The sequence below is a fragment of the Duganella rivi genome (assembly GCF_009857435.1).
In the GTDB taxonomy this organism is placed as follows: Bacteria; Pseudomonadota; Gammaproteobacteria; order Burkholderiales; family Burkholderiaceae_D; genus Rugamonas; species Rugamonas rivi.
This window is the reverse complement of the sequence record NZ_WWCK01000006.1, coordinates 413727-439225: the sequence shown is the minus strand read 5'-3', so window position 1 is coordinate 439225 and position 25499 is coordinate 413727. Positions and strand designations below refer to the sequence as shown.

At 62.6% G+C, this 25499-nt stretch carries 17 protein-coding genes; 9 read left to right on the top strand and 8 right to left on the bottom strand.

The annotated features are described in order from the left end of the window. Positions 1-257 precede the first annotated feature (257 nt). Positions 258-1955 (top strand): methyl-accepting chemotaxis protein, encoded by a 1698-nt coding sequence (locus tag GTP45_RS21430; RefSeq protein ID WP_161015880.1) that lies wholly within the window; start codon positions 258-260, stop codon positions 1953-1955. Between the two features lie 185 nt (positions 1956-2140). Continuing rightward, positions 2141-2746, top strand: a complete 606-nt coding sequence (locus GTP45_RS21425) for an outer membrane beta-barrel protein (RefSeq protein ID WP_161015879.1) — start codon at positions 2141-2143, stop codon at positions 2744-2746. Between the two features lie 56 nt (positions 2747-2802). On the opposite strand, the gene ettA is transcribed toward GTP45_RS21425, so the two are convergent. Together ettA and rarD are read right to left on the bottom strand one after the other, a co-directional pair. Beyond that, complete coding sequence (gene ettA, locus GTP45_RS21420; protein WP_072782810.1) at positions 2803-4470, bottom strand: energy-dependent translational throttle protein EttA; 1668 nt, start codon at positions 4468-4470, stop codon at positions 2803-2805. A gap of 74 nt (positions 4471-4544) precedes the next feature. Continuing rightward, complete coding sequence (gene rarD, locus GTP45_RS21415) at positions 4545-5420, bottom strand: EamA family transporter RarD (protein WP_161015878.1); 876 nt, start codon at positions 5418-5420, stop codon at positions 4545-4547. Positions 5421-5626: 206 nt separating this feature from the next. Between rarD and GTP45_RS21410 the strand changes: the two genes are divergently transcribed. Both GTP45_RS21410 and GTP45_RS21405 read left to right on the top strand, forming a co-directional pair. After that, a complete protein-coding gene (locus tag GTP45_RS21410; RefSeq protein WP_161015877.1) occupies positions 5627-7507 on the top strand; it encodes a potassium transporter Kup in 1881 nt (626 codons plus the stop codon). Between the two features lie 106 nt (positions 7508-7613). Beyond that, a complete protein-coding gene (locus GTP45_RS21405; RefSeq protein ID WP_161015876.1) occupies positions 7614-8465 on the top strand; it encodes an FKBP-type peptidyl-prolyl cis-trans isomerase in 852 nt (283 codons plus the stop codon). A 40-nt stretch (positions 8466-8505) separates the two neighbouring features. Here the strand turns inward: GTP45_RS21405 and GTP45_RS21400 are convergent, their stop codons facing one another. Genes GTP45_RS21400 through GTP45_RS21390 form a run of 3 tightly spaced genes read right to left on the bottom strand, consistent with a single transcriptional unit; the run spans position 8506 to position 12916 of the window. After that, entirely contained in the window at positions 8506-10908 is a 2403-nt protein-coding gene (locus tag GTP45_RS21400) for an ABC transporter permease (protein WP_166454715.1), read from the bottom strand. Continuing rightward, on the bottom strand, positions 10908-11588 hold the full coding sequence (locus GTP45_RS21395) for an ABC transporter ATP-binding protein (protein WP_161015874.1): 681 nt from the start codon (positions 11586-11588) through the stop codon (positions 10908-10910). Before GTP45_RS21395 ends, GTP45_RS21400 begins: the two co-directional genes overlap by 1 nt. Before the next feature lie 32 nt (positions 11589-11620). After that, the gene (locus tag GTP45_RS21390) at positions 11621-12916 is read right to left on the bottom strand and encodes an efflux RND transporter periplasmic adaptor subunit (RefSeq protein WP_229258576.1); all 1296 of its coding nucleotides are present in this window, start codon (positions 12914-12916) and stop codon (positions 11621-11623) included. Between the two features lie 148 nt (positions 12917-13064). Here GTP45_RS21390 and GTP45_RS21385 point away from each other — a divergent pair, with 148 nt between their 5' ends. Both GTP45_RS21385 and GTP45_RS21380 read left to right on the top strand, forming a co-directional pair. Then, positions 13065-14465, top strand: a complete 1401-nt coding sequence (locus GTP45_RS21385) for a sigma-54-dependent transcriptional regulator (RefSeq protein WP_161015873.1) — start codon at positions 13065-13067, stop codon at positions 14463-14465. Then, positions 14455-15666, top strand: coding sequence for a sensor histidine kinase (locus GTP45_RS21380; protein ID WP_161015872.1), 1212 nt, complete (start codon positions 14455-14457; stop codon positions 15664-15666). The genes GTP45_RS21385 and GTP45_RS21380 overlap by 11 nt, the downstream gene beginning before the upstream one ends. Here GTP45_RS21380 and GTP45_RS21375 read toward each other — a convergent pair. The 3 genes from GTP45_RS21375 to GTP45_RS21365 form a co-directional block, all read right to left on the bottom strand. Beyond that, positions 15650-16117, bottom strand: a complete 468-nt coding sequence (locus tag GTP45_RS21375; RefSeq protein WP_161015871.1) for a GNAT family N-acetyltransferase — start codon at positions 16115-16117, stop codon at positions 15650-15652. The two genes, GTP45_RS21380 and GTP45_RS21375, sit on opposite strands and share 17 nt — an antisense overlap. A 42-nt stretch (positions 16118-16159) precedes the next feature. Continuing rightward, on the bottom strand, positions 16160-16585 hold the full coding sequence (locus tag GTP45_RS21370) for an organic hydroperoxide resistance protein (RefSeq protein ID WP_161015870.1): 426 nt from the start codon (positions 16583-16585) through the stop codon (positions 16160-16162). 279 nt (positions 16586-16864) lie between these two features. Next, a complete protein-coding gene (locus tag GTP45_RS21365; protein WP_161015869.1) occupies positions 16865-19729 on the bottom strand; it encodes a TonB-dependent receptor domain-containing protein in 2865 nt (954 codons plus the stop codon). A 327-nt stretch (positions 19730-20056) separates the two neighbouring features. Between GTP45_RS21365 and GTP45_RS21360 the strand changes: the two genes are divergently transcribed. From GTP45_RS21360 to GTP45_RS21350, 3 genes are all read left to right on the top strand, one after another. After that, positions 20057-20953: a LysR family transcriptional regulator gene (locus GTP45_RS21360; protein ID WP_166454689.1), complete on the top strand. Its 897-nt coding sequence runs from the start codon at positions 20057-20059 to the stop codon at positions 20951-20953. A gap of 71 nt (positions 20954-21024) precedes the next feature. Further along, positions 21025-23097: a TonB-dependent siderophore receptor gene (locus tag GTP45_RS21355; RefSeq protein WP_161015868.1), complete on the top strand. Its 2073-nt coding sequence runs from the start codon at positions 21025-21027 to the stop codon at positions 23095-23097. Further along, positions 23094-25484 (top strand): PepSY domain-containing protein, encoded by a 2391-nt coding sequence (locus GTP45_RS21350; RefSeq protein WP_161015867.1) that lies wholly within the window; start codon positions 23094-23096, stop codon positions 25482-25484. Before GTP45_RS21355 ends, GTP45_RS21350 begins: the two co-directional genes overlap by 4 nt. Positions 25485-25499 lie beyond the last annotated feature (15 nt).

The window sequence follows — 25499 nt, the reverse complement described above, 5'->3', positions numbered from 1 at the left end:
CGCCCCGATGATCTGTTGGATCGGCGTAACAGTTTGCGAAATCCGGTAAAAAATTTTCCTGGCGCCGGGCGCCAATTGTGCTGAACAAACGGTGAACCTGCTGTCGCTACGACCACCGCGCAAGCGTTTGTTCAGAACGATGCGCTGAAACCGCCGCAAGCGTGGCGTAGGCGGCGCACGCGCGGGTGACACAAGCGCTTCACTAGCTGATATGTTGCATCGACCTGCCCGTCGCAGCTTTCGCCAAGGAGCGCATTATGTTCAAAGATATGAAAGTCGGTACCAAACTGATAGCAGGATTTGCGTGCGTTGCGGTGCTGGGCGCCATCGTCGCCTGCATCGGCATTTTCAACATGAGCCGTATTAACGGCATGGCCGCCACCATGTACCAGGAAGACTTGATGGGTCTGTCGTACATCAAGGAAGCCAACATCAACCTGATTTACGCCGGCCGCTCCCGTGGCAACTTCTTGCTGGCGACATCGGAGCAGGAACGCGCTGGCCACCGCAAGGACATTGAGAACTATCTGGTGGTCATCGATGATTACCTGGCCAAGGCGGCGCCCCTGTTCGTCGCGCCGGAGGGCAAGAAGTTGCTGGCGGATTATGCGCGCGAGGCGCAGGTCTACCGGCGCTTGCTGAATGCCGCGCTCGACCGCGCGCAAGCCGAACCGCTGCATGAGCGTAACGCCGAGCTGACGCAGTTGCTGACCAGCGCGCGCAGCCAGGCCAACGTGCTGGACGATATGCTGACCGCAATGACCAAGCTTAAGGAAGTACGCGCCAACGACAAGGCGGCCGAAACTGCGTCCCTGTATCAATCGAGCATGATGGTCATGTTCGGCCTGGTGATCGGCAGCCTGGCACTGGGCCTGGGGCTTGGGGCGCTGATCGCGCGCAGCCTGACCCGCCAGCTGGGTGGCGAGCCGGCCTACGCCGCTGAAGTGGCTAGCAAGATTGCCGACGGCGACCTCACGGTCGATGTCGCGCTCAAACATAATGATCAAGCCAGCGTGCTGTTCGCCATGAAACACATGCGTGACAGCCTGGGCGGCATTGTAGGCCAGGTCCGCGTTGGCACGGATATGATCGCCACAGCTTCGGCGCAGATTGCCAGCGGCACGCAGGACCTGTCGGCGCGCACCGAGGAGCAGGCCGGAGCGTTGGAGGAAACTGCGTCCTCCATGGAGGAACTGACCTCCACCGTCAAGGCGAACGCCGACAACGCGCGCCAGGCCAATGAACTGGCGCGCTCGGCGTCCAGCGTGGCGCAAAAAGGCGGTGTCGTGGTGGACGAGGTCATCGGCACCATGGATGCCATCAACCAGTCGTCCGGCAAAATCGCCGACATCATCGGCGTAATCGACAGCATCGCCTTCCAGACCAACATCCTGGCCCTGAACGCGGCAGTGGAAGCGGCGCGCGCCGGCGAGCAAGGGCGCGGCTTCGCGGTGGTGGCGTCGGAAGTGCGGACGCTGGCACACCGCTCGGCCACGGCCGCCAAGGAGATCAAGCAGCTCATCGACGAGTCGGTCAGCAAGGTCGGAGACGGCGCGCGGCAGGTGGACAAGGCGGGCGTGACCATGCGCGAGATCGTCTCCAGTATCCAGCGTGTGACCGACATCATGGCCGACATCCAGGCCGCCAGCAGCGAACAAACCACCGGCATCGAGCAGATCAATCAGGCCATCGTGCAGATGGACCAGGTGACGCAGCAGAATGCCGCGCTGGTGGAGGAATCGGCGGCGGCCTCGGAAGCGATGCAGGACCAGGCGCGCAAGCTGGCCGAGCTGGTCAGTGTGTTCCGGGTGGAGCAGTCGGGACCGGCGCTGGCGGCGCCGTCCCGGCCGCGTCCGGCACCGCGCGTGGCGGCGAAACCGGTGGCCAGGCTGGCCCGGCCGGCGCCGTCGCGGTCAACCGTTAAAGAATCGGCAACGGATTGGGAGGAATTTTAAGCTCGTTTTAAGTTTGGCGCATCTTGAAATTTACCAATGATCGTTTGGCTTACATCTCGTCACACTTCTTACTAATTCGGTGACCACAGGTGTTGGTTGGAGTGCTATCTTGGACACATCGCAATTCATAGCAACTGCGATCCCAAGCAAGTCCGTCTCAACCATTTTGCTGAAAGATCAAAATCATGAAAAAAATTCTGTTCGCTTTAGTCGCTTCCGCCGCCGCCCTGGGTGGCTCTGCCGCTTACGCTCAATCCAACACGCAAGACGCCGCTGGCACCGCTTACATCGGTACTGGTGTTGTTGGCAGCCGTTATGACTTCGACAGTGCCGGCGCTGGCGCTGTCAGCGGCGACAACCACAGCGGCACCAAAGCCGGTGGCAAAATCTACGGTGGCTACAACATCGACAGCACCTGGGCAGTGGAAGCCGGCTACACGGACTTCGGCAAGCGCAGCTACAACTACACCGTGGGCAACGCTGCCGGCGGCCTGAACACCGATGCACACTCTTACTACGTGGCCGGTAAAGGTACTTGGCCAGTGGCGCGTGACTTTGCCGTGTTCGGCAAGCTGGGCGTGGCGCGCAACCACAATGAAGTGACCACCACCGGCATCGCCTCGGTCAGCGGCAGCGATAACAAGACCGCGCTGTACGCCTCGGTTGGTGGTGAGTACGCCATCAACAAAAACGTCAAAGTCTCGCTGGAGTACGAAAACTATGGCAAGAATGATATCGACACCGGCCGCAAAGCTGGCGCCATCACCGCCGGCCTGCGCTACAACTTCTAAGCGCATGACGTGAACTAAAAAGCCTGCGTAAGCAGGCTTTTTTTATGGCTGATTAATTAGTTCGTCAGCGGCTTGTAGCGGATGCGTTTTGGCTTGGCGCCTTCTTCGCCCAGGCGTTTCTTCTTGTCGGCTTCGTATTCTTGGTAGTTGCCATCGAAGAAGGTAACTTGGGAGTTGCCTTCAAACGCCAGGATGTGGGTGGCGATACGATCCAGGAACCAGCGATCGTGCGAGATCACCATTACCGAACCAGCGAACTCCAGCAGCGCATCTTCCAGCGCGCGCAGGGTTTCCACGTCCAGGTCATTCGACGGTTCATCCAGCAGCAGGACGTTGCCGCCCTTGAGCAGGGTCTTGGCCAGGTGCAGACGGCCGCGCTCACCACCGGACAGATTGCCGACGATCTTCTGCTGATCACCGCCCTTGAAGTTGAAGCGGCCCAGGTAGGCGCGCGATGGCATTTCAAAGCGGCCCACGCTCAGCACGTCCGCACCGCCCGACACGTCTTCGAACACGGTCTTGGCGTCCGACAGCTTGTCGCGGCTCTGGTCGACCAGCGAGATTTTCGCGGTCTTGCCGATCACCACTTCGCCGCTGTCCGGCTGGTCGATGCCGGCGATCATCTTGAACAGGGTCGATTTACCGGCGCCGTTCGGGCCGATAATGCCGACGATCGCGCCCGGCGGAATCGTGAAGGACACATTGTCCAACAGCAGACGGTCGCCGAAGCCTTTCGACACGTTCTTGAACTCGATCACTTCATTACCCAGACGCTCGGCCACAGGGATGAAGATCTCCTGCGTCTCGTTGCGCTTCTGGTATTCGTACTCGCTCAGCTCGTTGAAGCGGGCCAGACGGGCTTTCGACTTGGCCTGGCGCGCTTTCGGATTCTGGCGCGACCATTCGAGTTCTTTTTGCAGCGCGCGCTGGCGGGCCGATTCGGTGGCTTCTTCTTGCTTCAGGCGGTCTTGTTTCTGATCCAGCCACGACGAGTAGTTACCCTTCCATGGGATGCCATGGCCGCGATCCAGTTCCAGAATCCACTCAGCAGCGTTGTCGAGGAAGTAGCGATCGTGGGTGATGCCGACCACGGTGCCCGGGAAGCGCAGCAGGAATTGTTCGAGCCATTCGACGGACTCGGCGTCCAGGTGGTTGGTCGGTTCGTCGAGCAGCAGCATGTCCGGCTTGGACAGCAGCAGTTTGCACAGCGCCACGCGGCGCTTCTCGCCACCGGACAGCACGCCGATCTTGGCGTCCCAAGGCGGCAGGCGCAGCGCGTCGGCGGCCATTTCCAGTTGCAGGTTCAGGTTGCCGCCATCGGACGACGAGATGATCGCTTCCAGGCGCGCTTGCTCAGCGGCCAGCGCGTCGAAGTCAGCGTCTTCTTCGGCGTAGGCGGCGTACACGGCGTCCAGCTTGGCTTGCGCTTCAAACGCTTCGCCCAGGCCCGATTCCACTTCCTGGCGCACGGTTTTTTCTGGATCCAGCTGCGGTTCCTGCGGCAGGTAGCCGATGTTCAGGCCCGGCATCGGGCGCGCTTCGCCCTGGATGTCGGTATCGATGCCTGCCATAATTTTCAGCAAGGTCGACTTACCGGAGCCGTTCAGGCCCAGCACGCCGATCTTTGCGCCCGGGAAGAAGGACAGCGAAATATCTTTCAGGATCTGGCGCTTGGGCGGGACGATTTTGCCCACGCGGTTCATGGTATAGACGTAATTTGCCATTGAGAATCTCGATGAAGAATTGGTAGAAATGCAGGGAAGGACGACAGGATACGATAAATCCCGCCATCTTCCCACTATTTAGCGCGTTTGCTCGTCCACAGCCCCTCGGCCACGTACAGCGCCAGCGCCGCCCAGATGATCAGGAAGCCGATCGCGCGGTCGGCCGTGAAGGCTTCATGGAATACCCACACACCCAGCAGCGCCTGCATGGTCGGCGAAACGTATTGAATCAGCCCCAGCACCGCCATCGGAATCTTGCGCGCGCCGGCCGCAAACAGCAGCAGCGGAATCGCGGTGATCGGCCCGGCCGCCGCCAGCAGCCAGCGGGTGCTGTCGTGCGGCGTGTTGATGAAGGTGTTCTGGCCATGGAAGCTCAGCCACAGCACGTACGCCAACGCCAGCGGGAACAGGATCATGGTTTCCAGCGACAAGCCCTCCAGCGCCGCCAGTGCCGCCGTTTTGCGCAGCAAGCCGTAGCCGCCGAAGGTGATGCCTAAAATTAAGGCAATCCACGGCAACTGGCCCGATTGCCACGTCAGCCACGCCACGCCGCCGGCCGCCACCGCGATGGCGATCCACTGGCCGCGCCGCAGATGCTCTTTCAGAGCGATCAGCCCCAGCAGCACGTTGACCAGCGGATTGATGAAGTAGCCGAGGCTGGCGTCAATCACATGGCCATTGTTCACCGACCAGATATACACGCCCCAGTTGGCCGTCAGCAGCAATGCGCTGGCCACAAAACTGAGCAGCACGCGCGGCTGTTGCAGCACCTTCGGCAGCCATTTCCACTGCTGGCGCGCGCTCAGCACGACTACCAGGAATAGCAGCGACCACAGCATGCGATGGGCAAGGATTTGCATCGGCGGCACTTCGTCGAGGGCGTGGAAGTACAGCGGGAACAAACCCCAGCAGAGAAAAGCCGAGGTGGCGTACAAAATACCTGTGTTCATGTGGATTAACTGCAAAAAGTGGGAGGCGGTCTGCCATTATCGCTCATCCGTGCGCGCGCCGCAGGCGCGGCACTCGCGCTCTCGCCCGCAGCGGCGTACACTCTCGGTATTGATCATTTGGAACGTGCGCGCATGCCAAAATCTACTTGCCTTTTACGTATTCCTCGCCTATTGTGCAATGCACCAAAACAACAACAGGTGCAATCTTGACCGAGCAACACAAGAAAAGCAGTCTCGCGGCACTCACGCTGGCGGCTGTCGGCATTGTCTATGGCGACATCGGTACCAGCCCCCTCTACACCCTCAAAACCGTCTTCGATCCCGAGCATGGCCTTGCGCTGAGCGAAGCCAACCTGCTGGGCATCATTTCCCTGATTTTCTGGGGGCTGACCATCATTGTCTCGCTCAAGTACGTGAGCCTGGTGCTGCGTGCCGATAACCGCGGCGAGGGCGGCATCATGGCGCTGATGGCCTTGGCGCTGAATTCCGTCACCAAGGCCGCGCCGAAGTGGCACTACCCGCTGATGCTGCTCGGCGTGTTCGGCGCCACCATGTTCTACGGCGACAGCGTGATCACCCCGGCCATCTCGGTGCTGGGCGCGATCGAAGGTCTGGAAGTGGCCGCGCCAGGGCTGGAACAGTACATCGTGCCGCTGACCATCATCGTGCTGATCACCCTGTACGCCATGCAGCGCCACGGTACTGCCGGCATCGGCCGCTTCTTCGGCCCGATCATGGTGGTATGGTTTGCCGCGCTGGCCGTGATGGGCGTAATCAACATCGCCGAAGCGCCGCAAATCCTGTTCGCGCTGAACCCGTTCCGCGCGCTGACCTTCATGTACGAAAACCGCATGATCGCCTTCGTCGCGCTGGGCGCGGTGGTGCTGGCGCTGACCGGCGCCGAGGCGCTGTACGCCGACATGGGCCACTTCGGCAAGCGGCCGATCCGCGTGGCGTGGTTCCTGATTGTGTTCCCGGCGCTGGCGCTGAACTACCTGGGCCAGGGCGCGCTGCTAATGACGCGCCCGGAGACGGTGGACAATCCCTTCTTCCACCAGCTCGGCGAATGGGCCGTGTACCCGCTGGTGGTGCTGTCGACGGCGGCCGCGGTGATCGCCTCGCAGGCGACCATTTCCGGCACCTTCTCGATGACCAAGCAAGCCATCGCGCTGGGCCTGCTGCCGCGCATGCGCATCCTGCACACCTCGGCTAGCGAAATCGGCCAGATCTACATCCCGGCCGTCAATTGGCTGCAACTGGGCGTGGTGCTGCTGGCGGTGATCGGTTTCGGTTCCTCCGACAAGCTGGCCGGCGCCTACGGCATCGCTGTGACCGCCACTATGCTGGCCACCACCGTGCTGACCTTCTTTGTGATCCGCTACCGCTGGCACCTGCCGCTGGCGCTGTGCTTCGGCGCGACCGGCTTCTTCCTCGCGCTGGACATTGCACTGTTCTCGGCCAGCACCCTGAAACTGTTCCACGGCGGCTGGTTCCCGCTGCTGCTGGGCGTGGTGCTGTTCACCGTGATGCTGACCTGGAAGCGCGGCCGTGAGCTGGTGTTCGAAAATCTGCAAAAGCACGCGATTCCGCTGGAAGAATTCCTGTCCTCGCTGTTTGTCGCGCCGCCGACCCGCGTCTACGGCACCGCCATCTTCATGCGCGGCGAGAGCGACGGCGTGCCGCACGCGCTGCTGCACAACCTGTCGCACAACAAGGTGCTGCACGAGCGCGTGGTATTCCTGACCGTGCACATCATCGAGGAACCGTATGTTGCGGAAGCGGAGCAGGTCAAAGTCACCGACCTGGGGCACCAGTGCTACCAGGTCAGCGTCTACTACGGCTTCAAGGATGAACCGGATATTCCGCGCGGGCTGCAACTGTGCGAATGCCTCGGCCTGCCGTTTGAGATGATGGAGACCTCCTTCTTTATTGCCCGCCAGACCGTGATTTCGTCGCCGGGCTCCGGCATGGCGACCTGGCGCGAGCACCTGTTTGTGGCGATGTCACGCAATGCGCGCGGCGCCGCCGACTACTACCAGATTCCACCGAACCGCGTGATTGAACTTGGCACGCAAGTGGAAATTTGAAGACAAAATAATGTAACTGAATGTAGTGCCCGGAGTGGAATTGGCGCGGTCTGCTAAACTTCTGCGCCGGGACTACCGAATACGAATACTCATCAAAGGTAAATTAATGAAATCGATGTTGCAATTGTTCGCTGCTGCAGCCTGCGTGGCGGCGCTGACCGCCTGCGGCGGCGGCACCAAGACCATCCCTACCACGCCGGTAGTAGCCCAGCCGGATTACAAGCTGACCACCACCGTGACCGGCAGCGGCCTGACCGCAGAGGCGGGCGATACCGTGACCTTCCACTACGAAGGCTATCTGTACGACTCGACCAAGACCGACGGCAAAGGCGCCAAGGTGCAAAGCACGGTCGATGCCGGTGTGCCGAAGACCGGCACCGTGGGCGTAGGCGCTCTGCCGGCTGGCACCTTGCCGGTAGCGGCCGGTTTTGATCTCGCACTGCTGGGCATGCAGCCGGGTGGTAAGCGCACTGCGGTGTTGCCGGCCAACCTGGCCTACGGCGCCAACGTGCTCAATACCACGAATACCTCGGGCGCTGTCACTGCACCGATCGCGGCCAATACGCCGATGGTGTTTGACTTCACCATGGTCACCGTCAGCAAGGCCGTGTTCCTGCCAGGAACCACCTTCACCGACATGGTGGTGGGCACCGGCGCGACCGCCGTTGTCGGCAGCACGGTAACCGTAACCTACACCGGCTGGCTGTACGACCCTAACTCCGCGACGCATAAAGGCACCCAGTTCGACACCAATGTCGGCGGCACGGCCTTGGCCTTCGTCGTCGGCAGCACCCAAGTCGTGACCGGTTTTGGCAAAGGCGTTAATGGCATGAAGGTGGGCGGCAAGCGCAGCATCGTCATCCCGCCGGGCGAAGGCTATGGCTATGCCGGCAGCGGCGACAAGATCCCGGGCAATGCGACCCTGCTCTTCGAAGTCGAACTGCTGACCGTGAAGTAAGCGGACGGCAGATAAAAAAGGCAGCTTCGGCTGCCTTTTTTTACGCCCGCAGCGCTTGCGCCGGCGCGATGCGCATGGCAGACCAGGTGTGGCGCGCGGTCGCCGCCAGCACCACTAGCAGCGCCAGCGCCAATGCCGCCAACGGCGCCCAAGCCCCCAGCGGCGAGCGCTCGGCAAACGGCGCGAGGTAGCGGGCAATGGCCAGCCATGCCGGCGGCAATGCAATCAAGGCCGCCGCTGCGATCAGCAACACGAACTCGCGTCCGACCAAGGCAGCAATGGCCGCTCGGCCTGCGCCATGCAGCTTGCGCAGCACAATCTCGCGCGCGCGACGTTGCACGCTGTGTGCCGCCAGCACGTACATGCCGAACGCCGCCAGCACCAGCACCACCGCCGTGGCGCAGGCCAGCATGCGCGCCAGCCGCACGTCGTCGGCATAGGCCAACGCGTAGAAGCTGGCCGCGCCGCGTATCACCGCCGGCTGTGCCGGGAAGTAGCGCTGCCAGATTGCGGCGATGGCGGGCTCCACATCGGCGCGCGTGCCGCTCAGGCGCAGCGTGAACAAGCCGCTGTCGTTCGTCGGCAGGTACATCAGTGGCCGCACCGGATCGCGCAGCGTTTCCCAGCGCAGATCCGGCACCACCCCGATCACGCGCTGCCGCGTGCCGTTGATGCGCTGCCCCACCGCCTGCTGGATGGAGGCAAAGCCCAGCGCCTGCACTGCGGCCGGATTGAGCACCACGCTTTCATCGCCATCTGCTGCCGGCTGTTTTTCGCGCGCGTCGAAAGCGCGGCCAGCCAGCGCTGGCATGCCGTAGACCTTGAAGAAATCCACACCGACAAATTGCACCGGCATCGCCACATTGCTGCCGTCTACATGCCTGACGGTCTGGCTGCCGCGCGTACCGGTATGGTCGTCGCGGCCTGGTACGTTGCTGCTGTCGGTGATGGCGGCAACGCCGGGCAGCTGCGCCAGCGCGTCGCGTATTGCACGGCCGGATGGCTGGTCAATACCGATGCGCATATCGATTACCAGCAGCGGCGATGGGTCGAAGCCGGGCGATGCGGCGGCGGCGAACTGCGTCTGCCACTGTATCGCCAGCGCTACGCTGCCCATGCCGATGGCGGCGCTGAATTGCACTGCGGTCAACGCCCGTCGCAGCCACGCGCCGCCGGGCGTTTCGCCGCTGCGCTGCGCCAGTGTGGCGCGCATGTCGACGCCGCGCGCCAGCCAGCCCGGATACAGTCCCGCCATCGCGCCCACCAGCGCGCCGAAAGCCAGGCCGCCGCCAACTGCCGCCGGCGTGAACGTGTCTTCCAGCTGCCGTTGCAGCAGCTCGGACGCCAGCGGCAACAGCAGCCACGCCAACAGCACGCCCAGTGCAGCGGCAGCGGTAGACAGCAGCATCGCTTCGGCCGTGAACTGCACCAGCAACTGATGCGTGGTGGCGCCCATCACGCGGCGCACCGCGATCTCGCGCTGGCGGCGCATTGCGCGCACCGTCGCCAGGTTGATGTAGTTGACCACCGCCAGCAACAGGATCAGCAAGCCCGCTGCGCCGAGCGCCAACACCATGCGCATGTCGCCGCGCGGGCCGGAACCCATCGTGTTGGCGACAGTGCGGTCGAAATAGGCATCGGCCAGCGAGCCGAGGGCCACATCGACCATCTTGCGTTCGGCCAGCGCGGCCTTCATTTCCGGCGTGGCGAAACTGTCCCACGGCGAGGTGTCGATCACGCTTTGCAACGCGGCTTGCAGCGTTTGCGGAGCAACGCTGGTCTTGACGTAAATGCGGCCGTTGATGCCTGTCCAGTTGGACAGTACTCGCTGCCGCTCCTGTTCGTTCCACACCGCGCTGCCGACGCCGACCAGCGCGCCGAATGGCATGGTAGTGTTGGATGGTCGATCGGGCAGGATGGCGCGCACTTGCAGCGTTTGTCCATTGACCACGGCGCTGCGTCCCAACGCGCCGGAGCTGCCGAACCATTGCAACGCCGTTTGCCGCGTCAGCGCCAGACCGTCAGGCCGCGTGAGCGCTTGATGCAGGTCGCCTTCCACCGCGTGCAGTCCGGTGATTTGCTCAAACGCCGGATCCACCGCCGTGATATCGACCATGCGTATCGCGCCATCCCGGTTCAGTGTCACTTGGCTGGGCCACCATGCGCTCACTAGCAGCGGCAGGCCGCTTTGCAGCGCTACGCCACGCATGGCGAACGGCGTGTACTCCATCCACTGCGGCTGCGGGATGAAATTCAGGCGATGCTTGATGACGTACACTTGTTCACGCTGCGGCACGTCGCGGTCGTAGCTGAACGAGTACTGCACAAACGCCAGCAGCACGAAGCACACCGCAAAGCCGGCCGCGAGGCCCAGCAATTCAACAGCGGTATGCAGCGGATGGCGCAGCAGCAAACGCCAGCCGATGCGGAAGTCGCGCAGCATCACGCAGCTTGCAGCGCGTCGACCATCACGCGGCCATCCAGCAGGTTGAGGGTACGCGAGGCTTGGGCGGCGTGGTCGGGCGAGTGGGTGACCATCACCACGGTCGTGCCGTCGGCGTTGATCTGGCGCAGCAGGCGCATGACTTCGTCGCCGTGCGCGCTGTCGAGGTTACCGGTTGGTTCGTCGGCCAGCAGCACGGCGGGGCCGGACACCAGCGCGCGCGCAATCGCCACGCGCTGCTGCTGGCCGCCGGACAGTTGCGAGGGACGATGGCCGGCGCGGTGGCCGACGCCGAGTTTATTCAGCATCGCCGTCACGCGCTCACGCCGTTCGCGTGCTGGTGTGCCGTTGTATTCGAGCGCCAGTTCGACGTTCTCAAATACGGTCAGTTCTTCGATCAGGTTAAAGCTCTGGAAAATGAAGCCGATGCGCCCGCGCCGCAGTTTGTTCAATTGTGCTTCGCTCCAGCCGGCCACGTTCTGGCCTTCGAACCAGTACTCGCCGCGTGTCGGCACATCCAGCAGGCCAAGGATACCGAGCATGGTCGATTTGCCGCAGCCGGACGGCCCGGTAATGGCGACGTATTCGCCCGCTTCGATATGCAGGTCGATGCGATCCAGCGCCGTGGTCTGGATTTCTCCCGCTTGGTGAATTTTGCTGACGCCGACGAGTTTGAGCATGTGCGTGTGCCTTTGTGTGATGTAGTGAGAGGTTACTGCGATATTTGCAGCCGTGGTGAATTTCCGTAGGCCGCGTAGCCGGACAGGATTACTTTTTCGCCCGCGTTCAAGCCATTCAGCACTTCCACTTGGCTGTTGCTGCGGCGGCCGATGCGCACGCTGCGGCGCTCGGCGTTGCGGCCGGCGGCGTCCAGCACGTAGACCCATGCGCCGCCGCTGTCGTTGAGGAAGGCGCCGTTGGGCAGCAGCAGCGCGGTGGCGGGTTCGCCCAGCGTGATGCGGGCGTCGAGGCTTTGGCCGGGATTGAGCACCGGCGGCTGTCCCGCCGTGAACATCAGTTCTACGGTGAAGCGGCCATCCTTGATCTGCGGGTAGATGGCGGAGAGATCGGCCGCGTAGTTGCGGCCATCCTGCTGCACGGCGGCGTGGCGTCCGACCGCCATGCGATTGAGGTAGTACTCGTCCACGCGCGCGGACAGTTTGAAGCGCGCCGGATCGTCAATGCGGCCGATGTTCTTGCCGGTGGCGATGGACTCGCCCACTTGCAGGCGGAAGTTGGTCAGCCGTCCTTCCACCGGCGCGCGCACGGCGAGTGCGTCCACCGTGGCGGAGACCAGTTTCAGGCCTGAGTTCAAGCCGTGAATGGCGCTTTCCAGTTGCTGCTCGGCGTGATCGCGCACGCGTGATTCGGCGGCGGCGGCTTGTTGTTCCTGTTTGAAGGCGCGTTGCTGCTGCGCGAGGCGATCTGCCGATTCTTCCAGTGCCACGGCGGAGATATAACCTTGTGCCGCCAGCTTGACGTTGCGCGTGTGCTGCTTGCTGGCTTGGTCTAGCGCGAATTGGAGGTCGTCCAGGCGGCGTTGATGCTCGCTGGCGCTGGCCTCCTGCGACACGCGCAGGTTGGATAGATTGAAGATGCTGACCGCATGCTCCGACTGGCGCGCCAGCAGTTCGAGGTTGCGTTGCGGGTTGGAGATGCGGAACAGCAGTTGGCCTTTCTTCACCAGGGCGCCGTCGGTAGCAAAGACTTCTTCCACGCGGCCCGATTCCACCGCATCGAGGATGACGGAGCTCAGTGGCTCGGCGCTGGCGCGCACGATCACTTCATCGACGAATACGCCACGCGTGGCGATGCCGGTGCGCAGATCGGCGCCATCGATTTGCAGGCCGCGCGGCATCCATGACCACAGCGCGTATGCTACGGCGATCAAACCGATCATCATGGCGGCAATGATGGCAATGCGCTTGCCGCGGCGGCGCGGCACTACCGTATCCATGGTGGCGCCGGTGTGCGGCGGGGCAGCTTCAAAATTTTTTTTGATGTGCATATCAGCCTTACTGCAAACCCTGTGCCATGGTGGAAAACGGGGTTTTTCAGCGGGGAGTGTTCATTTCCGAACACTGTGCGCTGTTCGCTAGTGAACAGCCACCGGAAGTGGGCGTTTACAGCGTTTGCGCGGCTGCTAGAATGGCCGCATGTCTGCCTATGTCCTGATCCTTGATGATGATGCTGATGTCGCCACCGCCGCGCAATTGCTGCTGCGGCGACGCTATGGTCACGTGGCTACGCTGAACGACCCGGCTGGCTTGCCGGCGCTGTTGGCGCGCGGGGTGCCGGAGGTGGTGCTGCTGGATTTGAACTTTACGCCTGGCTGCATCAACGGTGCGGAAGGTCTGGCGTTATTGGATGTGCTGCGCGCGCAGGCCAACCCGCCGGCAGTGATTGCGATGACGGCGTATGCCGATGTGCCGCTGGCGGTGGAGGCGCTCAAGCGCGGTGCCGGAGATTTCATCACCAAGCCTTGGGATAACGCGCGCCTTATTGCGGCGGTGGATCAGGCCTTGGCGCGGCGCGAAGCGGTGCGCGGCGGTGCGGGCGGTTCGCCGGAGTTGATGGGCGAGTCGCGCGCCATGCGCGAGTTGAAGGCCTTGATTGCCAGCGTCGCGCCGACCGAGGCCAATGTGATGGTGCTTGGCGAGAACGGTGTCGGTAAGGAATTGGTGGCGCGCGCGATTCATGCAGCGTCGCGGCGCGCGGCCGGCACTTTGCTGGCCGTCGATATGGGAGCTTTGCCCGAGTCGACTTTTGAGAGCGAGCTGTTTGGCCATCGCAAAGGATCGTTCACGGATGCCAAGGCGGATCGGGCGGGGCGCTTTCAGGCGGCGCGTGGTGGTTCGTTGTTCCTTGATGAAATCGGCAATATGCCATTGGCGGCGCAGGCCAAGTTGTTGACGGCGCTGGAGCGGCGCGAGGTGACGCCGATCGGCGCGGATAAGCCGGAGTCGATTGATGTGCGGATTATCAGCGCGACCAATTTGGAAGAGGCGCGCTTGTTTGATCCGTCGGTGTTTCGGGCGGATTTGCTATTTCGCTTGAATACGATCGTGATTCGCGTGCCGCCGTTGCGCGAGCGGCGTGAGGATGTGCCGCTGCTGTTACAGCACTATCTCAAGCTGTACGAGGCGCAGTATGAGCGGCCGGTGCGAAGCTTGAGCGCGTCGGCAATGGATGCACTGCTGCGCCATGATTGGCCGGGCAACGTGCGGGCTTTGCGCCATGCGTGCGAGCGCGCGGTGATCTTAGGGCAGGGTGCGGAGTACGCCATCAATGATTTCGGTCTCGCAGCAGCAGCGGTGGCAGACATGCCGCGCGCCGCAGCCGCAGTGCCGGCGGCTGCGGCGGGCCTTGCCAGTGCGGGCGTGGGCGTGGAAAGCAGGGCAACTGACGCAGGCGGTGACCTGACGCTGGATGCGATCGAGCGCGCAGCGATCGCGGCGACGCTGGCGCAGTTCAACGGCAATATCAGCCACGCGGCCAAGACCTTGGGCATCAGCCGCGCGGCCTTGTACCGCAAGCTGGGCAAGCATGGCATCTGAGCGCGCGCTCAAGTGGGGCGTGGCGGCTGGCGCGGCCGGCTTGATGGCGCTGTCCATCGCAGCCGATGTGCTGTCGCCGACGCCCGAACCGCGCCGCATTATCCTTTGCGGCCTGCTCGCTCTCGCGCCGGCCGGACTGCTGTGGCAATGCCTACGCCGCCTCGCGCCGCGCACTCCGCGCATGGAAAGTAGTGATGGCGCTCCTCCCGCACTGGACGAAATCGCCGATGCGATGCTCGCGCTGGAAGCCCGCCTTGAACACGCGCCGATTGCATTGTTCCGCATCGAGCATGCGAGCGGCGTCGGCGCCGTCGCACCGCTGAATTCCAGTGCGCGCCGATTGCTGGCTCCCGGCCGCGCCATCGCGCCGCAAGAGCTGCACGCCTTGCTGGCCGCGCAGCCCACAGGCCAACGCCAGCTAATCAGCTTCGACACCGAACGCGGCGCCGAGCGCGCACTGGTCGCCATCTCCGCGCTGACCATGCAAGGCTCAGCCCAGCGTCTCGCTGCGCTGATGCCGGTGGAAAGCGAGTTGGAGGCCGAAGCCCTGAATGCATGGCGCGAGCTAGTACAAGTGCTCACGCACGAAATCATGAATTCCCTAACGCCGGTAGCCTCACTCTCGCGCACCGCTTGCTCGCTGTTGGAGGAAGCAAGCGAGCAGCTACCGCAAGATATTCACGCAGATCTCAATACCGCGCTAGACGCCATTGCAAGGCGCGCCGCCAGCCTGGCGGATTTCGTCAGCAGCTACCGCAGCCTCTCTACCGTGCCGCAAGCGCAGCCGCAGCGTGTGCTGTTGGAAGAATTGTTTGAGCGCCTGAGAGCCCTGCTGGAACCGCAGTGGCAAGGCCGGCTCACCTTCTCGGTCGAACCAGCATCGCTGGAAGTGATGATCGATCCCGGCCAGCTGGAACAAGCGCTGATCAACCTACTAAAAAACGCCGCCGAAGCCGCAACCCACGCCCAAGTGAACGCGCGTCTGAGCCGTGGCGGCCGCCTACGCATCGAAGTCGCCGACGATGGCCCCGGCGTACCCGACGCGCTGGCCGGGCATATCTTCACACCCTTCTTCTCAACCAAGAAGCAGGGCAAGGGCATCGGACTCGCCATGGTGCGCCACCTCGTGCACGGCAACGGCGGCACCGTGCGCTACGCGCGCGCAGTGGGCGCCGGGGCGCTTTTTATACTGACGTTTTAACCCGCACCATATCGACGTGCATGATGCCGTCTTCATCGTACGGATCGGTCACGGTCTGGAAGCCAAAGCTGCCGTAGAATTTTTCAAGGTGGGCTTGTGCGCCGATGCGGATATCCCAACCGGGATGCAGTTTTTCGGCCAGAGGAATCGCCTTGGCCAGCAGTTCGCGGCCAACGCCGGTGCCGCGTCCGGCCTGCGTGGTCAGCACGCGGCCCAGCGACATCTCATCGAATTTCACGCCCGGCGGCACCACGCGCAGGTAAGTCACCAGCGTGCGCTCGCCGTCGATCTCGCGCCAGCCCATCAAGTGATGGCACAGCGGATCGGCGCCGTCGATATCGGGATACAAACAGGTTTGTTCGAGAATGAAAACCGCTTGGCGCTGACGCAGTACTTCGTACCAGTCAGCGCGCGGAATATCATCAAATGCCAGCCAGTGCCACTCAATCATTGCTTCTCTCGTTAGTGATCAAAGCAATGATTGTATGTGAAATTACAAAATGGTCAGCTTGACGTCGATGTTGCCACGGGTGGCGTTCGAGTAAGGGCAGACGATGTGGGCTGCGGCCACCAGTTTCTCGGCGGTTGCGCGGTCCATGCCTGGCAGCGAGATTTTGTGTTCCACTTCGATGCCGAAGCCGGTTGGGATCTGGCCGATGCCGACCGAGGTTTCTACCGACAGGTCCGCAGGCACGGCGATCTTGTCGCGGCCGCCAACGAATTTCATCGCGCCGATGAAGCAAGCTGCGTAGCCCGATGCGAACAGTTGTTCAGGGTTGGTGCCGTCGCCGCCGGCGCCGCCCAGTTCTTTCGGGGTGCTCAGCTTCACGGTCAGTTTGCCGTCCGACGAAGCGGATTGGCCTTCGCGGCCGCCGGTGGTTTTAGCGTGTGCGGTGTAGAGAACTTTTTCGATCGACATGATGTTTCCTTTCAGTGAGTGAGGTACAACGAAGTACAGCATTAGTTTAGTTGGCTATTCAATCGCTTGCTATCTACCGTAAGAGGCATCAGCTTGCTAATTTACTCTAACCTGCGCTGTGTTTGCAGCGCCGATGTATGAACTATACATAGTGTGCGATCTAATAGCAAGCTATTTTTTAAAATATTTTTACGGGAATAAAAAAAAACCGGGAACTGCAAGCAGTTCCCGGCAAAAGGCCAGTCATGGGCTACCGGCCCCCCACGGTGTTACCGATTCTTAAAACTTGGCAGAAGCGCTCAGGTAGAAGGTACGTCCCAGCGGGTTGGCGTAACGGCCGTCGTAGCCAACCTGGTTACCGCCGCCGGCCGTGCGGTTCGAGAACGGTGGATCGCGATCCAACAAGTTCTTGATGCCGCCGGTGAAGGCGTAGGTCTTGTTCAGGTCGACGCGGGTTTGCCAGTCAACCGTGGTGTACGACGACACATCGCGCTTCATGCCGACGAAACCAGGAGCCAGCGAGCCGTCAGGCAGCACTTCCTTGACCACGCTGGCGCCGGCGGTCAGCACTTGGTCGTGGTAGCCGGAGCGGTAGTTCATGGTCAGGGTGTGGGTGTACATGCCAGGCGTTTTCAGGCTGACGGCCAGGCGGCTGATGACGCGCGAGGCGACCGTGTTAAAGCTGTCGAAGCGGCCCAGGTTGCTCTCGGTGCTGCTGACTTGCTTGCCGCTGTCGTCGGTATCCGGCAGCGTTTGCTCGGACTTCAGCAAGTACGTACCGGTCCAGTTAAACGACAGGTTACCGATGCCCAGCTTGGTGCGGTAGGAGTGGTCCCAGTCGACGCCCTTGTAGTGCGAGCTGCCCAGGTTGAAGTACGGCAGCAAGGTCACCAGCTTGTTGGAGCCAATCCCGGCGTCATAGACGGTCGAGAACAGACTGTTGAAGGCGCCCGGATTCGAGAACACCAAGCCTTCCGGCAACTGCGAGATCTGGTTGGTCATCTTGACGTTCCACAGATCGAAGCCCAAGGACAGCGAATTGAACGGCTCGATGCGCATACCCACCGTGTATTGCTTCGATTCCTCTGGCTTCAAGCCGTTGGCGCCGCTCAGGTTGTTGCCGCCGCTGATCAGGGCGTACTGGGTCGTACCTGCGCAGTCTGCCGCGCGTGGATCTGGCGCCTTCACCGGGCAAGCATATTTGCCCGAGGTAACGCCAGCGTCGGTGATCGGCGAGATCACGCTATCCAGATCGGCCACTTTGAAGCCGGTGCCGTAGGAGCCGCGCAGCAGCACGGTGTCCAGCGGGTTGTAGCGCAGCGACAGCTTGTAGGTCGATTTCGACGCATCGTTGCCTTGCGTGCCCGAGCCGATCAGCTTCGAGTCCAGATCGTAGATGCGGTCGCTCTTGATGGCGTCGTAGCTGTCGTGGCGCAGCGCTGCCGTCACGTCCAGGTTCTTGAGCACCGGCACCAGCAACTCGGCAAACGCGCCCCAGCTCTTGCGCGAACCTTCAACCGGCAGGGCGCCCGGGGCACTGCCCAGCACCGTATCGGTCCAGTTCGGCTGTTGAGGGTTCGGACCCTGGGTGATCGAGCTCGGCAAGCTGCTGTATTTCTGGCGGGTGGTGTCCGCGCCCACGCCGATTTGCAGCGGGCCAGCCGGCAATTGGTACAGTTCGCCCGAAGCGCGCACGCTCAGGATGTCCAGCACGGTCTTGGTTTCCGTATCCAGTTCATTCAGCACGGCCGGCGCCAGCACGGCTGCCGAGGCGCCTGCTGCGCCAAACGGGTCGAACGCCAGCGTCTTGTAGCGGTCGCGGCTCAGGAAGCCACCGACGTAATTGGCGGTGCGCTTGTTTTCCGAGTGCACGTAGGACGCGGTGTAGTCGAACGACTTGAAGCTGCCTTCGACACCGCCGGCAAAGTGGCGGGCGTCGGAAATATACTCTTCCGCGCGGCCGCCGGCATCGACCAGGCGCAAGTTCATGGTGGCCTTGCTGACGTTGGCCGGGCTGACGCCCAGCTGTGCCAGGTATGGCGCAACGTTGGCGGCGTACTTAGGATCGGACAGCGGCAGCGCCAGCGCTTGCGCGGCTGGCGCAAAGCGGCCGGTCTGCGCGAAGCGCGACGCCACCACCTCGGCAAACACGCTGGTGTCGGCATTGACCTTGGCGCGGCCCGACAGGAACACGCTGTCGCGCTTGGATTTCGGGATCAGCTGCACCGTGCCCGAGTAGTCAAACCAGCACGACTTGTCGGTGGCGGTGCCGATGTAGGCGGTGTTCGGCGCGCACTTGCCATCCTTCAGGTAGTTGGGCGAGAAGGTCAGCGGCGACTTGCCGTCCTTGAAGTTCAGCGTGACCGAGGCCGGCGCGGTGTTGACCGCCAGCTGGTACAGCGAGTACTGCTTGCCGTTCTCGCTGAAGCGTACCAGGCCGCTCTTGGCGAAATCGCGCTGCGACGCGTTCAGTTCTTGTTGGCCGTCATGGCTGTACGAAGCCAGGATGTTGTAGCCGTCCGTTTCCAGGTCGCCGAAGCCCTTGGAGAGGCCGACGGTGTTGCTGCGGCCGCCCGATTTTTCCGGCGAGGTGTACGAACCTTCGATGGTGAAGTCTTGCTGGTTTTTCTTCAGCACGAAGTTGACCACGCCGGCGATGGCGTCGGCGCCGTACAGCGCCGAGGCGCCGTCGGTCAGCACTTCCACGCGCTCCACCGCCGCCAATGGGATGCTGGACAAATTGACGGCGCTGCCGGCGCTGTAAGGCGCCATGCGGCGGCCGTTCAGCAGCACCAAGGTATAGCCGGCGCCGATGCCGTGGATCGAGGCGTTCTGCACGCCGCCGCCGCCGCCGTTGACCGACACGGAAGAGGTGAGGAAGCCCTGCATGGCCGGCAAGGCTTGCACCAGATCTTCCACGTTCTGGGCGCCGCTTTTTGCGATGTCGGCGCTGCTGATGACCTGAACCGGCACCGAGCCTTCCTTGCTAATGCGCTTGATCGACGAACCGGTAATTTCCACGCGCTGGATCGCGTCGCTGCCGGATTCCTGCGCCCAGGCCGGCTGGCTGGCCAAGCCCACGCCCAGGGCGATGCCACCCGAAAAAATCAGGCGGATTGAATTCGATAAAACTCGTTCTTTCATAATTCTCAAACTCCCGTGCGGTAAAAAAATTTAAAACTTGTAGGCTGCGGTCAGCGTCAGGTTCTTGATGTAGTCCAACTTGCTTCTTCTAGCGCAATGCACTTGCTCGACGAGCCGGTCACTTCCAAGCGCTGGATGGTAGCGCTATCTCGGGCGGCAGCATGGTGGCTTTCATCATCAACGTTTTTCCTGTTTTTATGATTTCACTCCCCCTTCTGGCCCGCTTGACGGCCTTGGCGAGCTGGGATCAAGTCCAGTATGGTTGAGTATCTTTTAATGGAATAGTTGCCAATTCCCGCAACAGGAATTCGGAAAAGCAGAACAATCATGAAACTAGAAGGCATCTTTACCTTTGTACAGGTTGTAGATAGTGGGTCTCTGAGCGAGGCAGCGCGCCACCTACGCATCTCGCGATCGGTGGTGAGCGAGCGCCTGGCGGAGCTGGAGCGTTCACTTGGCGCAACACTTTTGCAACGAAGTACCCGAAAACTGTCCGTCACGGAGGATGGTTCGGCGTTTCTTGAGCGCGCGCGCCGCATCGTGTGCGAGGTGCGGCAAGCCCAGGCCGATTTGGCCGAACGGCGCGGCGAGCTGACCGGGCCGCTGCGCATCTCGGCGCCGGTCACTTTTGGCCGCATGCACCTCGGGCCGGCACTGTACGGATTCCTCCAAAAATACCCCGATATCCAGCTGACGCTGGACTTGAACGACCGCCGCGTGGACGCCACCTCGGACGGCTTCGACGCCGTCATCCGCAACGGCCCCATCGTCGATTCCTTCCTTGTGGCGTGGCAGCTGGCGCCCAGTCCGCGCTACCTGGTAGCGTCGCCAGGCTACCTCGCGCGCCATGGCACGCCCGCCAACCTGGAGGAGCTGGCCGAGCATCGTGGTATTTTTTACACCAATCGCGGCACGGCCGACTGGCGCTTTGTCGATGGCGACCAAGCCTACGTGGTGCAGGGCGATGGCGACCTGGTGCTCAATAACGGCGACATGATGCTGGACGCCGCCATAGCAGGGCTGGGCATTTCGCTATTGCCGGCCTTCATCGTCGGCCAGGCGCTGCGGGACGGCAAGCTGACCAGGATTGATGTCGGCATGCAGGCCGAGCCGGAATTCCTCTACATCGGCCATCCGCACGGCCGCAAGCCGTCGGCCAAGCTGCGCGCCCTGGCGGCCTGGCTGAAAGAGGCCTTCGGCGATCCGCCGTATTGGGATGGTTGAAGAGTAGTAATTGATAATGATTCGCATTATCGGTAAAATGACGGGCATCTCCTCTTTGTTCGTGCCCATCCATGTCGCTCCGTCTGCTCCCCGTTTGCCTCGCCGTTTCGGCAGTGTTCCCCGTGTCTGCACAGGAGGCCGGCGAGCAAGTCCTGCATGCCGTGAAGGTGACGGCGGCGCGCGCCGACGGCTTTGCGCCGACAACGGTGGAAGCAGGCAGCTTCCGTGGCGCCGACATCATGGATGTGCCGTCCACCGTCAACGTGATCACGCGCGAAGTGCTGGAATTGCAGGCGGCCGGCGGCTTGTACGACGCGCTGCGCAACACCGCCGGGGTTACGCGCCAGCAGAATGGCGGCGAGACCTGGGATCAACTGGTCATCCGCGGCATCGCGGTGGAGAACCGCACCAACTACCGCTTGAACGGCACGCTGCCGATCATGAACTTCTCGCAGGTGCCAATGGAGGACAAGGAGCGCGTGGAGGTGCTGAAAGGCGCCACCGCCTTGTACTACGGCTTCACCTCGCCGGCCGGCGTGGTCAATTTCGTCACCAAGCGCGCCGGCGCGAAGCCGGTCAGCACGGTCGGCTTGATGGTCGATCAGAATGGCAGCGCGGTGGCGACTGCCGACGTGGCGCGCCGCTTTGGCGAGCAGCAGCAAGTGGGTGTGCGGATTAACGCGGCGGGCGGCACGCTAGGTTCCTACCTGGACAACGTCGGCAACGGCAACCGCAAATTCGTCTCGGCGGCGCTGGACTGGCGCGTCAATGCACGCCTGCTGCTGAAGGCGGATCTGGAATACGACAAACGCCGCGTCACCGAGCAAGCGGGCATCGCGCTGCCGGCCGCCGTGAATGGCGTCATCACGCTGCCCGCCGCGCTGGATCCGAAACGCTTGATCGGCCCGGACTGGGCCAAGTTCGACGCCGAGACCAGGAACGCCATGCTGCGCGCCGATTACGCGCTGAGCGACAACTGGGCGCTGACGGTGGAAGCAGGCCACTCCGAAACGGCGCGCGACCGCGCACTGGCCATCTTCCGCTTGACCAATGCGGCGGCATTGGCCACCGGCGCTGGCCGCATCACCGGCAACCTGCAACACAGCCTGGTCGACTCCGACATGCTGCGCGCCGAACTGGCTGGCACGGTGGCGACTGGGCCAGTGCAGCATGACCTCACCTTCGGCGCCACGCGCACCGACAAGGGACAAGACCCGATCTACCAAGCCAACTACACCATCGCGTCGCAGAACCTGTACAACCCTACGCCGATCACGAGCTATACGGTTGGTGCATATCCGTCTGCGCCTACCACGGCGGCCTTGGACTCGCGCGACAGCGGCGTGTATGCCATCGACCGTCTGACCTTCTCGCCGCAGTGGCAAGCGGTGGCCGGCGTGCGCAGCGTGCAGTATCGCAGCGACCAAGGCACGAATCACTATGACGTCAGCAAGACCACTCCGATGGCGGCGCTGATCTACAAGCTGAATCAAGACCTGTCGTTCTACGCTTCATCCTCGCAAGGCTTGGAAGAGGGCGAGACCGCGCCGACCGGCAGCGCCAACGTCGGCGTGCGCATGGCGCCGGGCGTCAGCCGCCAGAAGGAACTCGGTGCGCGCTGGCGCGAGCAGGGCGGCACGCTGGTGCAAGCGGCGCTGTTTGATATCAGCCGTCCGGGCTACTACACCAACACCGCCAACGTCTTTACCGCCGATGGCGAGCAGCGTTATCGCGGTCTTGAATTGTCGGCGCAAGGCAAGCTGACGCGCCAATTGTCGTGGCAAACCTCGGCGCAGTTCCTCGATCCTGAATTCCGCCACATCAATGCGGACTACAACGGCAAGCTGCCGGAGAACGCGTCCAGGCAAACCGGCAGCGCCTTCCTGTCGTATGAGCTGACTCCTGGCTTGTCGCTCAATGGCGGCGCGTATTACACCGGCCGCCGTCCGGTCAACGATTTGAATCAAGCCTTCCTCGGCGGCGTAACGCTGTTCAGCGTGGGCGGCCGCTACGCCGTCAACAACATGGTGTGGCAACTGAACGTCGACAACGCGGCGGACAAACATTACTGGGCTGGCGCAGGCACGCGCCTTGCGTCCGGTGCACCGCGTTTGATTAAACTGAGTGTGAAGGTCGACCTGTGAAAAAGCTTTGGTTCCAGCTGCATTGGTTTGTCGGCATCACGGCCGGCACGGTCTTGATGGTGATCGGCTTGACCGGCGCCATCCTCGCTTTCCGCGAGCAGATTCTTGACGCGCTCAATCCCGGCGTGCGCAACGTAGCTGTGCAAAGCGCGGCGGTGCTTGGGCCGCAGCAGATCATGCTGGCGGCGAAAGCAGCCAAGCCGCACGAGCGCGTGACCAGCATCATTTTCTACGACACGCCGGGTTCCAGCGCGCGCGTCGGCCTTGCGCCGCCGCCGGGCCAGCGCAAGGGCGAAACGATTTACCTCAATCCCTACACCGGCGCGCTACTGGCGGAGCTGGACGGCGAAGATTTCTTTGAATGGGTCGAGCAGCTGCACCGTTTCCTGCTGCTGCCACGCGATCCGGGCAAGATGGTCAGCGGCACGCTGGCGTTTTGCCTGATGGGCCTTGCGCTGACCGGCTTGTATTTGCGCTGGCCGCGCCGCGTGTGGGACTGGCGTACGTGGCTGACCTTCGATACGCGCATGAAGGGCCGCTCCTTCTTGTGGGGTTTGCACTCGGTGGCCGGCACGTGGGTGATGGTGGTGTTCTTGATGTTCACCGCATCCGGCGTGTACTGGGCCTTTGATCCGATCCGCGATATGGCGGATGGCTGGATGGGCACCTTGCGCCCGCCGCGCGAAGCCGCTGCGGCCAAGCCGAAAGCACCGAAGCCGCTGAAAGGCGAAGCGCCTGATCTGTCGATCAGCTGGGAGACCTTCCAGAAGAACGCCCCCAACTGGCAAATGGCTTTCCTGCGTCCGCCGGAGCGCGCTACGCAGCCGCTGCAAATTCTGTGGGTGGCCAAAGATGCGCCGCACGTGCGGGCGCGCAGCAGCATGTCGATCAATCAGCAAACCGGCGCGTTGTTGAAGAACGAGCTGTATGCGGACAAACCGGTTGGCGCGCGCTTCCAGTCCACCATTTATCCGCTGCACTTGGGGACTTACTTCGGCGTGATCGGCCAGATCATCGTGTTCATTGCGGCGCTGGCGTTGCCGGGCTTTGGCATCACTGGCTGGATGCTGTACCTCAACCGCCGCAAGCAGAAACGCATTGCGATGGCCGAGCGCGCGCAATTCAAAGCATCGACGGCCGGCGGCAATACGGATGATCCGGTACTGATGGCCTACGCCAGCCAGACCGGCCAAGCGGAACGCCTTGCGCTGCAAAGCGCGGCGGCCTTGCAAAAGGCCGGGGTAGCGGTGCACGTGCAGTCGCTGGAAAAACTGACGCCGCCGCAGCTGGGCCAATATCGCCGCGCGTTATTTGTCGCCAGCAGCTTTGGCGAGGGCGAACCGCCGGATAGCGCGCGCCGTTTCAGCCGCTTGCTCGGTGCAGCGGCGCAGGAGTTGAAGCACATGCAGTACGCGGTGCTGGCACTGGGTGACCGCAACTACGCGGAGTTCTGCGGCTTTGGACGCACGCTGGATCAGCGTCTGGCGTTCATGGGCGCGCAGCCGTTGCATCCGATGATTGAAGTGGACAACGGCGACGCCGGAGCATTAGCGCGCTGGGGCAACGCACTGCGTGGCTTGATGGGCGAGAGCACGACTAACGAGGTTACGTTGACCGCCGCCGATGACAGCGATTACGCCAGCTGGCGCTTGAGCGGACGCACGCTGCTCAACCCCGGCAGCATCGGCTTCCCGTTGTACGAGATCACGCTGAGCGGCGCAATTGGCGACGGTTGGCGTCCCGGTGCGCTGGTCGATATCTGGCCGGGCCACTACGGCGGCAAGGACGTAGCGCCACGCCGCTATTCGCTGGCCTCGGTGCCGCAAGACGGCAGCATGCAGCTGGTGGTGCGCCAGGTACAGAACGAGCAGGGGCTGGGCTTGGCGTCGGGATGGCTGACCGCGCAAGCGGCCATCGGTGATGAAGTGCGCGTGCGCCTGATTGCCAATCCATCGTTCGATGCGTATCCGACGCCTGCACCGTCCATCTACATCGGCAACGGCTCCGGCATTGCCGGCCTGCGTTCGCACCTGCGCGCACGCGTACTGGAAGGTGCGCAGAAAAACTGGCTGATCTTCGGTGAGCGCCAGCAAGAACACGATGCGGTTTGCGCGGACGAGATCCAAGGCTGGCGCGCCCAAGGCTTCCTGCCGGAGCTGGATCTTGTGTATTCGCGTGACGTCACTGGCGGCGGCTACGTGCAAGACTGCATGCGCGAACGCGCCGACCTGCTGCGCGCATGGATCAATGATGGCGCAGTCGTCTACGTCTGCGGCAGCCTGCAAGGCATGGCCGGCGGCGTAGACCAGGCGCTGGCCGACATCATTGGCCGCGAACAATTGGAAAAACTGGCGGAGGAAGGTCGCTACCGCCGCGATGTATACTGATTCGGTCTAACTGAT